This is a genomic window from Sphingopyxis sp. OAS728 (assembly GCF_014873485.1).
GTDB lineage: Bacteria > Pseudomonadota > Alphaproteobacteria > Sphingomonadales > Sphingomonadaceae > Sphingopyxis.
Map to the genome: position 1 here is coordinate 1,356,065 of NZ_JADBDT010000001.1, position 11,818 is coordinate 1,367,882.

Genomic DNA, 11,818 nt, shown 5'->3' on the forward strand with positions numbered 1-11,818 from the left:
TTAGAACGGCATGAACAGCGGGCCGCCGGCATCGGGCCGCACGGGAACCTTGATATCCTTGCCCCAGATCAACCGCGCGCCCTTGTCACCGGTCGTGGAAGCGCGATAGTCGCCGCGATCGAGATGGATGAACTGGCCCGGTGCAATCATGCGGTCGCCGATCGTGACGCTCGCGCCGCGCACCGTGTAGAAACCGGGCACGCGAACCTTGAACGCATAGTCGCTTGCACGGGCCGGAATATCCTCTCCCGCGATCCAGAACGGCCCCCACAGATGGACAAAGGTGTCGCGGATCGCGGCAAGATCGCCGGGAAGGAAGGCGGGAACGTCGCCTTTACCGTTCAGCGCATCCTCGAACATGTAATCGTCGTTCACCACCAGCGGCACCGGCTTCGATGCCATGGTTTTCTCAAGGCTGGGGAAGCCGCCGAGCAAATATTGATCGATCCCCCAGGGTGTCATGAACACATTGGCCTTCGGGAAACTTCCGAGCATCGCGCAGCTGTCGAAATAGGCAACGCCGCCGGGAAACATCGTATCGGCGACGCGCAGGATCTGCCGCTGGCGCTCAATCGTGTTCGGCGGCTCGTTGTAGAAGACGAACCCGCCGCCGAGCAGCATAAGCGCCGCGACCGAAATCGAACGATAACGCGCCACCAGCGACGCCAGCACCACGCCGCACGCGACGGTTACGGGCGGCAGCATATAGACGTAAAAATAGGGCGCGGTGTTGTGATAGAAAAACAGCGTCAGGATCGGCAGGTAGAATCCGGTCAGCGCCAGCTTCTCGGGCTTTGACAGCGCGGCCTTCCAGACCATTAGCGGAAAGGCCAATATCACCAGTGCGAGCACGAGCGACAGCTGCACGCCCTTCACCAACGACAGCCAATAGGTCACGTAACCGAAATGAAACATCTTGCCGCCCGCGCGCGAGACGACCTTCATCGCCTCGACATCGCTGTTGCCGGCAAGACTGCTCGCGTGAGCCAGATAGATCAGCGCAAAGGACACGAGCGCGACCGCGCCGACCGTGCCCAGTTGGAACAGCAGGCGCCGCTTGTTGCCTGCCTCCGACCAGAGGAGCCAGGCGATGCCGAGGAATACCGGGGCGTAGAGGATCGTCTTGATCGTCAGCATTGCCGACAGGCCCGCAAGTAGCCCAACGGCGAGGATGGTGCCGAGGCTCAATCGAAAGCGCAGCAACATCCAGGCTGCGGTCATCAACATCGCCGCCGCGGGCGCGTCGAAACGGAACGAGGTGCCGTGCTGGAGCACATATCCCGCAGTCAGATAGATGAGCGCGCAGAAGGCCGCCGGCACGCGCCCGACAAAGCGCGCCGCAGCACCGAAAATCGCTGCGGCAACGACGACGATGCACAGGAACATGAACATCCGGATCGCGACGATATGGTCGACGCCGACACCCGGAAGGTCGACCGCCCAGACGAACGCGCGCGTGTAAAGCGTCTGCAATGGTTCGGTCAGCGTGCCTTGCGCTAGTTTTTGAACCTGGCTGTAATGGTAAAACTCGTCCCAATTGATCGCACGCGTCAGGGCAAGATGAAGATGCCCTGTGAGCGCGAGGACGATGCCTGCGACCGGCCAGAATATGGAGCCGGCGCGAGGGATTCGGGACTTTCCGGCGGGCGCGCCGATGGCGGTGCTTGTCACGCGGCGCCTTTCCGGCGGTTCGTAGCCACGGGTTCTTGCGCTTCGGGTGTAGCGGGCAGCCGCTCCTCGATCTGCCGCAGGCGGACGAGGCTCGCCTCGATCAGCTTGCGGTTCGCCGCGATCAGATCGGCGAGCACGCCCATCACCGCCACCATCACGCCGAGGACGAGCAGCGCCCCGCCGATCACCAGCGACTGGACATGGCCGTCGCCCGAACCCTGAAGATAGAAGAGCAGGAAGCGGACGATCGGCACGACGCCGACAAAGGCGATGGCCAGCCCGAGCCCGACAAAGGCGCGGAGCGGGTTGTAGGTCGTATAGGCGCGGGCCATCGTGATCCCGGTGTTGACGATGAAGCGCGGGATCGACTTGAACAGGCGCGACGGGCGTAGCGTCGCATTGGTGCGGATCGGCACGCTCAGGATCGACAGCCGCTTGCGGCCTGCTTGGATCAGCATGTCGGTCGTGTAGCTGAACTCGGTCGTGATATTGATACGCTGCGCCGCGTCGCGGCTGATCGCGCGAAATCCGCTGACCGCGTCCGACACTTGCACATTGGCAAGGCGCTGGACGACCCTGCTGCCCAATTCCTGCAGCCGGCGTTTCACCGGACCGAAATGTTCATTGTCCCCGACGCCGCGGTCGCCGACGACGATATCGGCGCGCCCGTCGAGGATCGGCGCGACGATCCGGGCGATGTCTTCACCGACATATTGGCCGTCGGCGTCGGTGTTAACGATGACGTCGGCGCCAGCGGCGAGCGCCGCATCAATGCCCGAACGGAACGCTGCGGCAAGACCGCGATTGGTACGGTGGCGCACGACGTGATGCACGCCCCACATGCGCGCGACCTGCGCCGTATTGTCAGTACTGCCGTCGTCGATGACCAATATCTCGATCGTGTCGATGCCGTCGATCTTGCGCGGCAGCGCGGCGAGTGTCGCGGGAAGGTCCTCGGCTTCGTTCAGGCAGGGAATCTGGATGACAAGCTTCATCGTGCCGTCCCCCGGCCCGATGCCGATTGTCCCACTCCGCCCTGATCCATGGAAGTTCCCCAAAATCCGTGTATCTGCGGCCTAGAAGCTTGTGGTTAATATCCCGCTAACACTCGCCCGTACCGCCATTGTCAGGGCGCGCATGTTTATGTTATGTTCTCAATCCGATTCCTCGAGGAGAGAGTGATGACCAATCAAGCCCCCCGTGCCAGCGGCCAATGCCATTGCGGTGCGATCCGCTATTCGATGAGCACCGCGGTCCAGCATCATGCGCTGTGCCATTGCAGCGACTGCCGCCGCCATTCTGGCGCGCCGATGGTCGGCTGGGCTCTCGTCGCAAATGATGAAATCGAGATCCAGGGCACGGCGAAGGTTTACGCCTCGTCCGAACATGGCCGCCGCCATTTCTGCGGCGATTGCGGCACCGGACTCTTTTATTCCAACGACGCGATCTTTCCGGGCCAGATCGACGTGCAGACGGCAACGCTCGACGACCCCGACCTGATCCCCGCACAGGTGCAGATCCAGACCGCCGAGCGTATCGGCTGGATGGAGAAGCTGAACGATCTTCCGGCGTTCGAGCGTTACCCGGCCTTCGAATGATCAGCGGTCGGCAGCCACGATCGCCTTGACGAGCGCAGCGGTGTCGAGCCGGTTCTTGTCGTCGTCATAACCCTGCCGGACGATGACGAGTTCGCGCGACGGGATGACGACAAGATATTGGCCGCGGTTGCCAAAGGCACCGAAGGCATCGGCGGGGATCCCCTCCGACTTGTTGAGAAGCCAGAAGCCCGCGCCATAGCCGAACGCGCCGTCGGGCTGTGGCCCGCTCGGCGTGGTGACGAAGCGGCGCCAGTCGGCGGGAAGCAGGCGCTCGCCCTGCCACATGCCGTCGTTCTGGTAGAGAAGACCCAACCGCGCAAGATCGCGCGCCGTCGTCCACACCTGGCTCGACAGGATATAGTCGCCGTTTCGGTCATGCTCGGCGGTGGTGCGCGTCATGCCGAGGCGATCGAAGAAGCGATGGGGATTGAGCATCGTGTCGAAACGAACGGTCGCCGTAGGCTCGTTCACCCTGCGCTGCCCCTGATACAAGGCAGCCTTGAGCGACAGGACTGCGAGCAACGTGTCGTTGTTAGCATAGCGGAAGCGCGTTCCCGGCGGGTTGAGCAGCGGCCATTGCACCGTCCACGGCCGGACCAGCGATCCGCCCATATAGATCGCGTCGCTCCGGTTCCCGGCACTGTCGCTCGTAAGACCGCTGGCCATACGCATCAATTGCTCGGTCGTGATCGCACCGCGCGGATCGCCCGGGACCTGCCATTCGACGATCTGGGCGGGAGCCTTGACGTCGATCCAGCCATTGTGGACCGCATTGCCGATCAGCGTCGCGGCCATCGACTTGGCGACGGAGAACGTACGCTGCGCGGTGTGGAGATCGTGCCCCAACCAGTAGCGTTCGAACGCAATCTTGCCGTCTCTGACGATCAACAACGCGCTCGTCTTGCCGCCGAATGCTCCAACATTCGTCCCCACGTCCGCAAAGCGTGGAGCCCCGCGCGCGACGGGCGCGAGCGCATTCTTGTCGCCCAACGGCCAAGCACGGTCGTCGAGCTTCGGCCGTCCCTGATTCCGGAAGCCCGGGATCATTTGCGCAGACGCGCCGATCGGCAGGGTGACACAGCCCTCCCCACTGTCCCACATCGCGATGCGTGGGGGCATATCGTCGCGATATTTGACGCTGACGGTTTTCGTCTTGTCGTCGACATCGGCCTTGAGCTCGCGGACATCGGCCTCGATCTCGGGATAGATGCCGGTGAGTTCGTCGCGTTCGATCGCGTCGAGGGGCTTTCCCGTGCCGTTCCACAACGACGAACAAACGAACGCCGCACGATAGCCCGCCGCCCATGCGCGGTTCAGCTCGGCATTGGGCTTCGGCGCCTGCGCCGCTGCAGGCACCGCGCCGGCAAGAACCACGGCGCCGAGGACACGCAGTATATCAGGGGCGATCGCCGAAAGCCTGCCGCTGCGCCTTTTTCGCGCGATCCCACCAGGCCCGGCGAATGACATCGGCGACACGGTCGGGATCGTCCGGCCCGAAGCGGACGAGCAGCGCATGCCAGCCTTCGTAGTGCGGTGTTTGCCAGAAGGTGTCGGGATCGGTTTCAAGCAGGATTTCCTTTTCGTCGGGCTTGCACATCACTGCGAAACTGCCTGGCTCGCGGCCCGGCGAGGCGAGCGCCTTGCCGTTGAGCTTCGGACAGGGGGTACCGTAAAAGGAAAGCATTTCGACATCCGGGAGCGCACACGCGAACGCGACCACATCGTCCCAGCTATCGAATGTCGCCGTCATAATGCCGGTTTGACTCAGTCTTCCAATGTCCCGGCGGTGACCTCTATGTCGCGCCCCAAGGGCTGCATGGGCTGGAAGCGGAGGCGCGTCAACACCAGCCGGTCGCTCTGAATATCGAGATCGTAGAAGGCGTTGCCCCCGCGCGGACAGCATTCGCCGTCGCCTTCGCGCGCGACCGGAGCCGAAGCGAACATCTCGTCGAATGCGAATTGCGCCGGACCGCGGAGCCAGTAGCCGGTCGGCAGCAGCTTGCCGCCCTGCTCCGCCCAGTCGGACAAATCGACGCGCCGCCATTTCGGTGCGGCAGTGTCGCTGACGAACAGCGCGTCGGCGTTGCCGCCGCCGCTACCGGCGAGCGTGCCGCCGACATGGATCAGCCGACGCTTGTCGCCGTCGACCACCAGATCGGGCGTCCCGATCGACCCCGAGCTTTCGGTGAAGCCCGCGAGCGTCGCCTTTCCTGCCTTGTCTTGTGACAGCAGCACCAACATGCGCGCCGGCGGTCCGTCGCGCGGCGAAAGAAGCATTTTCTGCCACAGCAAAGCGGTTGCGGGATCGTCGCCGTTGATCCGGCCGCTCGCCTCGACGCTGCATTTTCCGCCAAAGTCGTAGAGGCATCGCTGCGCGATATTGGTGATCCGCGCGCGCGTCAGCGCGATCTTCGCCGTCACCTCCGCAGCGGTGCATTTGGTTTCAATAGTGCCGCCTGGACAGGACAGGATCGGTGTCGCTGCAGCGGCAAGGACAAGCGCCAATGCCATGATGACTACCCCAGTTCCGGCGCGACCCGATTGGCGCCAAAACTATACCCATGCACCGCGCGGGGCAAGGGTGACGTCATTCCTTCACGCGCCGCCGCTCATCCCACCAGGCGAGGCGCTCGGCGATGCGCTTTTCGAACCCGCGATCGACGGGCCGGTAAAAGGCGGCCGGCGCCATCTCGTCGGGCCAATAATTATCGCCTGAGAAGCCGTCGGGCGCATCATGATCATAGCTATAGCCTTCGCCATAACCCAAATCTTTCATCAGCTTGGTCGGGGCGTTGAGGATGTTGGCAGGAGGCGCGAGGCTGCCGGTGTCGCGTGCCGCCGCCCATGCCGCTTTCTGCGCCGCATAGGCGGCGTTCGACTTGGGCGCGGTCGCGCAATAGAGGCACGCCTGCACGATCGCGAGTTCGCCTTCGGGCGAGCCGAGGAACTGATAAGCGTCCTTGGCGGCGAGGCATTGCACCAGCGCCTGCGGGTCGGCGAGGCCGATATCCTCGCTCGCGAAGCGAACGAGTCGGCGCAGCACGTAGAGCGGCTCCTCGCCGGCGACGAGCATGCGCGCAAGCCAATAGAGCGCCGCCTGCGGGTCCGATCCACGCAACGCCTTATGCAGCGCCGAGATCAGATTATAATGGCCGTCGCGATCCTTGTCATAGACCGGCATGCGGCGATGCAGGAACTGCGCGAGTTCGGCGGGATCGAGCGGCACATCGATCGCGGTCGCGAACAGCGTTTCGACCTGGTTGAGCAGGAAGCGGCCGTCGCCGTCGGCGCTCGACACCAGCGCGGCCTTGGCGTCGTCGGTGACAGGAAGACTGCGCCCGACCTCGGCTTCGGCGCGATCGATCAGCGTCGCCAGCGCGTCTTCGCCCAAGCGGTTCAGCACCAGCACCTGCGCCCGCGACAGGAGCGCCGCGTTTAGCGCGAAGCTGGGGTTTTCGGTGGTGGCGCCGACAAGCACCACGGTGCCGCGTTCGACATAGGGCAAAAACCCGTCCTGTTGCGCGCGATTGAAGCGATGGATCTCGTCGACGAAAAGCAACGTCCTTTTGCCCGCTGCCGCCATCTTCTCGGCATCGGCGAAGGCTTGCCTGAGGTCGGCAACGCCGGAAAAGACCGCCGACAACGGTGCGAAGCGCATGCCCACCGCCTCGGCAAGCAACCGCGCGATCGTCGTCTTGCCCGTGCCCGGCGGGCCCCAGAGGATGATCGACGACAATTGCCCCGCCGCGACCATCCGCCCGATCGCGCCTTCGGGGCCGGTCAGATGCTCCTGTCCGACGACATCGGCGAGCGTGCGCGGGCGTAACCGTTCGGCGAGCGGGACAGGGCCGGTCGCGCCGCCCTGCTTGGCCGCGGGCACCTCTTCGCCAAACAGATCCCCGGCCATCGGACGCTCAGCCCCGGCGCCGCTGCTTCTGGCGGATCAGGCGGATATAGGTATCGGCAACCGCCTGGTTGATCGCGTCCCATTGATAGGCGCCGCTTTCGAGCACCGCCGCCGCGCCATGTTCGGCGCGGAGCTGGATATCGCGGCAATAGCGCTGAAGATGATCGGCGAAACCCGTGATCGAGCCCGGCGAAACAAGATAGCCGGTCTGGCCGTGCTTGACGATGCTCGCGCTGCCGGTCGCGCGCGCCGCGACGACGGGAAGGCCGCACGCCATGGCTTCGAGAGTCACATTGCCGAAGGTCTCGGTGACCGAAGGATTGAAGAAAATGTCGCACGAAGCGAGCGCATGCGCGAGATCCGCGCCCCCCTGGAAGCCGACGAAATTGGCGTCGGGCAGGCGCGATTCGAACCATTCGCCCGCGGGCCCCTCGCCGATCACGACGACCTTGTGCCGCACGCCGCGCCGCTGGAGCACGTCGATCGCGTCGGCAAAGACGTCGAGCCCCTTTTCCATCACCAGCCGCCCGAGAAAGGCGATGGCGGGCACATCATCCTCGATTCCCAGCGAGCGGCGCCATTCCATGTCGCGGCGGCCCGGATTGAAAACCGCCTGCTCGACGCCGCGCGTCCAGATGCCGATGTCGTAGTTCATCCGCTGTTCGCGCAGCACCTGCGCAAAGCTTTCGGACGGCGCGATCAGCGCATCGCACTTGCGGTACAGCTTGCGCAGCCACGCGACCATCACGGGTTCGAGGAACGACAGATTATAATAGCGCACATAGGTTTCAAAGCGCGTGTGAACCGAACAGGCGACCGGGAGCCGTCGGCGCCGCGCCCATGCCGCCGCCTGCCGCGCGACGCGGTCGGGGCTGGAGATATGGACGATATTGGGAGCGAAAGCGGTGATGTCTTCACGGACGCGGGACGAGAAGGACACCGGAATGCGATATTCGCTGCGCCCCGGAATCGCGACCGACGGCACGCTGACCAGATCGCCCGTCGGCTCGAAAGCCGGGTGCGCGATCGTCGGCGAATAGACGCGTACGGCGGCGCCATGATCCTGAAGATAGCCGACCAGACGGTTCAGCGCCTTGTTCGCGCCGTCGGTGGTCATGTTATAATTGCCGCTGAACAGGGCGATGCGAAGGTCGGAGACGTCCATCGCGCCTGCGCTAATCCCCTCGCGCCGCAAACGCAACGCCGCCGTCAGGCCATGATACTATATGGTTCGCCCGGTTTCGAACGGCACATGCGTTTCGACACGCGCGTTTCCTCGCCCTCGACAATCGCAATGTCGGTGATCGACAGGCACTTGCTGCCATTGGGTTCGGTGTTGAGCGCGGTAATCGTCGACGACCCCGCGACGCCCTCGCGCGTCGGGCTCGTCCAGTTGGCGGTCGCACCGACCTCTTCCTTTTTCGTGACCGCGACGGTCGCCTCGGCGGCGACCTTTTGTTCCTTTTCGTCAAGCTGGCAGGCGATTTCGGCAACGAGCACCGCACCGACCAGCCCCGACACAAGCGTACCGACGCCCTTGAGCCCCACGGCACTGCCCGCGACGCCGCCGATAAGGCCGCCCAGAGCGCCGCCGCGCTTGCGCGCCTTCTTGCATTTGGGATCGGGTGCGTCGTTGCTCGCGCGCTTCGTCTCGTCGCCTTTCTTTTTGGACGGCTTCTCCGTGACTTCGGGAGCGGCGACTTTGACGGCCGAAGCAGGCACCGGATAACCGTTGCAACCGGTGTTGAAGCAGAAGCGGTCGGCCAGATAGGCGCGATCGGTCTGATATTGCGCCTCGAGCCCGCGATAGGCGGTGAGGTTCGCACCTTCGGGACCGGAGGCCGCGTGCTCAGCCATAACGCTCTTGTAGAACCGGTCCTGGGTGGCGGGGGAGTAGCGCATATTGCCGCCAACTTTGGTCGTATAGAGCGCCGACAAGGCGTTCTGATAGACGATCATCGCCTCGCGATACGGCAGCATTTTCTGTGAATAATATGTGTCGATCGCTACCGTGCAGCGGTTGATCGCCGCCGCCTTGTCGAACGGCGCATCGATCTTTTTATAATCCTCGCGGCACTTGGGATAGCTGCGCGTATCGAGCGCAGGCCGTTCGGGAAGGGCGGGAAGCGCCGGTTCGGCGACTGGCGCGGGGACGAAGGCCTTGTCGCCTTCGCTCGGGGTACTTTGCCAGGCCGCAGCGACGGCGCTGCCCGACAACAACACCAGAAAGATGGCGCCTAACCCCGATCGATATCGCAGCTTTGCCCGCATGACTGAACTCCCACCCTTGTCTCCAAGGCTAGGCTGGAATGGCCGGCGCCTCAAGCGGGGTCAATGACGGGGGTCACACCGCTACGTTCGCGTCGTGATATTGTTTTGCCGGCGTCGATGACATAGCCTGATAGCGCCCGTGTGGTTGGGGATCATTTGGGGATGATCGAATGAACCGTTGGATCAAATCGGTCGCAGCATTTGCCGGGGCGCTCGCGTGCACCGCCGCGACGCCGCCCGGCATGGACCCCGACAATCCCACCTGCCCCGCCAAGCCGAATTGGTCGGACTATAAGACGATGGTGCTGACCCCGTTCCAGCGCAGCGGCGAAACCGTGCTGCTCGCCGAGGGCCGCGTCGACAGCGAGCTTCCGGCGCGGCTCGAGAAGGTGCTGACCGATAATCCGTCGATCAGCGAGATATGGATCCGCTCGCCGGGCGGGGATGCGCGGGCGGGCAATGCGGCGGGATTGCTGATCCGCAAATTCAGCAAGGAACGCCAGATGGTGACGCGCATTCCGTCGGGCTGGACCTGTTTCAGCGCGTGCAATTTCGTCTTCATGGGCGGCCGGGCGCGGACGATCGATCCGGGCGGCTATTTCATGGTCCATATGTTCACCATGACCGGCGACAAGAACGCCATTCAGTCGAGCGTCGCGCTGGGCGCAGAGTCCACAACCGAGTTGATCAGCGATGTCGAGCGCGAGGCGGCGCTGATGGCCACCGAGGACAATGACTTGCTCATCCGCCTCGACGTCTCGCGCGACCTCCTGTCCGACATCATGTACCGGCAGAAATCGATCGCAACCGCGAGCGACCGGTCGACGCGGCGCTGCCTGACCCGGAAGGAAGCGCTGAAATATAATGTGGTCAATATAGACGCGGACTAGCCGGCGCCGCTAGTCGCCGGTCTCCGACGGCGCTTCGAGGTCGACCACCACCGGCGGATGGAGGCGCAGGTGGTGAACGCGGCGCTCGTCGGCCTCGGTCACCTCGATGCGCCAGCCGCTCGGATGCTGCAATATTTCGCCAACCTCTGGCACATGGCCCGCGAGCACCGCCGCGAGACCGCCCAGCGTGTCGACATCTTCCTCGACCTCGGCAAGCCGCGGGTCGATCGCCTCGCCGACATCGTCGAGTTCGGCGCGCGCGTCGGCTTCCCAGCAGCCGCCTTCGCCGGGCGCGAACAGCGCGGTCGGCTCGTCGTCATGCTCGTCCTCGATCTCGCCGACGATTTCCTCGACCAGATCCTCGATAGTGAGCAACCCCTCGGTGCCCGAATATTCGTCGATGACGATCGCAAGGTGCGTCCGTTTCGCGCGCATCTCGGCAAGCAGGTCGAGCACGCCCATCGATTGCGGCACGTAAAGCGGCTGGCGGATGAGGTCGAGCAAAGGCGGCGGCGTGCGCCCCTCGGCGAGCACCGCGAACACGTCCTTGACGTGGATCATGCCGACGACCTCGTCGAGATTTTCGCGATAGACCGGCAGGCGGCTGTGGCCGGCTTCGGCGAAGGACGCGACGACCTCGGCAAAGCTGGCGCTTTCGGGGATGGCGATGATGTCGGCGCGCGGCACCGCGACATCGTCGACTGTCTGCTCGCCGAAATGGAGCAGGTTGCGGAGCATCTTGCGTTCGATCGGCGACAGGTCGCCAACGACGCTGCTGCCACGCCGGTCGTCGCCCTCTTCCTCGGCCTCGTCGATGACCTCTTCGATCTGTTCGCGCAGCGAGGGCTCCTTGTCGCCGCCGAACAGCAGTGTTTTCAGCCCGGACAAGAGTCCGGGTCTACTACTGTCCTCTTCCGATCGGTTCGAAGATCCCTGGTCGTCGGGCATAGATACGGCTTTTCCCTGTTAATCCTGATCCGCATATGGATTGGCGATGCCCAGCGATGCAAGCGCTTTCACCTCGAGCGCCTCCATCGCCGCGGCGCTGGCGTCGTCCATATGGTCGTAACCGACGAGATGCAGCGTGCCGTGGACGATCAGATGCGTCGCATGATCGGGAATCGAAATCCCCTTCTCCTCTGCTTCACGCGCGCAGGTTTCGCGCGCGAGCACGATGTCGCCGAGCAGGATTTCGCCATCGTCGCTGTTCGACATGGCGATGAGAAGGTCGGCCTGCACCTGCGGGAACGACAACACGTTGGTCGGCTTGTCTTTACCGCGGAAATCGCGGTTGAGCGCGTGCACCTCTTCATCGTCGGTCAGGCGCACCGAAACCTCGACGAGCGGCGCGGCGTCGGCGAGCGCGGCATAGGGCGTCAGCGCGAGCGCCGCGGCAACCGCCTCCCCTGCCCGCACCTCCCAGTCGAGCGCATCGGGCCAGGGCTGGGCTTCGTGGGTCTCGACGCTCAGCACGGGAAATA

Annotated in this window: 12 protein-coding genes; 2 read left to right on the plus strand and 10 right to left on the minus strand. The window is 64.1% G+C overall.

Annotated features, from left to right (window positions below):
- Nucleotides 1-1,671 carry a glycosyltransferase family 39 protein gene (locus tag GGC65_RS06305; RefSeq protein WP_192646375.1) on the minus strand — a complete coding sequence of 557 codons (1,671 nt, stop codon included), beginning with the start codon at nucleotides 1,669-1,671 and terminating at the stop codon, nucleotides 1-3.
- Entirely contained in the window at nucleotides 1,668-2,666 is a 999-nt protein-coding gene (locus GGC65_RS06310; RefSeq protein ID WP_192646376.1) for a glycosyltransferase family 2 protein, read from the minus strand. The genes GGC65_RS06305 and GGC65_RS06310 overlap by 4 nt, the downstream gene beginning before the upstream one ends.
- A 186-nt stretch (nucleotides 2,667-2,852) precedes the next feature.
- On the opposite strand from GGC65_RS06310, the gene GGC65_RS06315 reads away from it, so the two are divergent.
- Complete coding sequence (locus GGC65_RS06315; protein WP_192646377.1) at nucleotides 2,853-3,269, plus strand: GFA family protein; 417 nt, start codon at nucleotides 2,853-2,855, stop codon at nucleotides 3,267-3,269.
- Here GGC65_RS06315 and GGC65_RS06320 read toward each other — a convergent pair whose 3' ends face one another.
- The 6 genes from GGC65_RS06320 to GGC65_RS06345 all read right to left on the minus strand — a co-directional run bounded on the left by GGC65_RS06320 (nucleotide 3,270) and on the right by GGC65_RS06345 (nucleotide 9,447).
- Entirely contained in the window at nucleotides 3,270-4,643 is a 1,374-nt protein-coding gene (locus GGC65_RS06320) for a serine hydrolase (protein ID WP_318780127.1), read from the minus strand.
- A 22-nt stretch (nucleotides 4,644-4,665) separates the two neighbouring features.
- Nucleotides 4,666-5,019: an MmcQ/YjbR family DNA-binding protein gene (locus GGC65_RS06325; protein WP_192646379.1), complete on the minus strand. Its 354-nt coding sequence runs from the start codon at nucleotides 5,017-5,019 to the stop codon at nucleotides 4,666-4,668.
- 14 nt (nucleotides 5,020-5,033) lie between these two features.
- Nucleotides 5,034-5,780 (minus strand): hypothetical protein, encoded by a 747-nt coding sequence (locus GGC65_RS06330; protein ID WP_225940699.1) that lies wholly within the window; start codon nucleotides 5,778-5,780, stop codon nucleotides 5,034-5,036.
- Nucleotides 5,781-5,856: 76 nt separating this feature from the next.
- A complete protein-coding gene (locus tag GGC65_RS06335; protein ID WP_192646381.1) occupies nucleotides 5,857-7,176 on the minus strand; it encodes a replication-associated recombination protein A in 1,320 nt (439 codons plus the stop codon).
- Between the two features lie 7 nt (nucleotides 7,177-7,183).
- Nucleotides 7,184-8,341 carry a glycosyltransferase family 4 protein gene (locus GGC65_RS06340; protein WP_192646382.1) on the minus strand — a complete coding sequence of 386 codons (1,158 nt, stop codon included), beginning with the start codon at nucleotides 8,339-8,341 and terminating at the stop codon, nucleotides 7,184-7,186.
- 44 nt (nucleotides 8,342-8,385) lie between these two features.
- The gene (locus tag GGC65_RS06345; RefSeq protein WP_192646383.1) at nucleotides 8,386-9,447 is read right to left on the minus strand and encodes a hypothetical protein; all 1,062 of its coding nucleotides are present in this window, start codon (nucleotides 9,445-9,447) and stop codon (nucleotides 8,386-8,388) included.
- A 170-nt stretch (nucleotides 9,448-9,617) separates the two neighbouring features.
- Between GGC65_RS06345 and GGC65_RS06350 the strand changes: the two genes are divergently transcribed.
- Nucleotides 9,618-10,337: a hypothetical protein gene (locus GGC65_RS06350; protein WP_225940700.1), complete on the plus strand. Its 720-nt coding sequence runs from the start codon at nucleotides 9,618-9,620 to the stop codon at nucleotides 10,335-10,337.
- Between the two features lie 9 nt (nucleotides 10,338-10,346).
- Here the strand turns inward: GGC65_RS06350 and GGC65_RS06355 are convergent, their stop codons facing one another.
- Together GGC65_RS06355 and ybeY are read right to left on the minus strand one after the other, a co-directional pair.
- Complete coding sequence (locus tag GGC65_RS06355) at nucleotides 10,347-11,285, minus strand: hemolysin family protein (protein ID WP_192646384.1); 939 nt, start codon at nucleotides 11,283-11,285, stop codon at nucleotides 10,347-10,349.
- 18 nt (nucleotides 11,286-11,303) lie between these two features.
- On the minus strand, nucleotides 11,304-11,810 hold the full coding sequence (gene ybeY, locus GGC65_RS06360; protein WP_192646385.1) for an rRNA maturation RNase YbeY: 507 nt from the start codon (nucleotides 11,808-11,810) through the stop codon (nucleotides 11,304-11,306).
- Nucleotides 11,811-11,818: the final 8 nt, after the last annotated feature.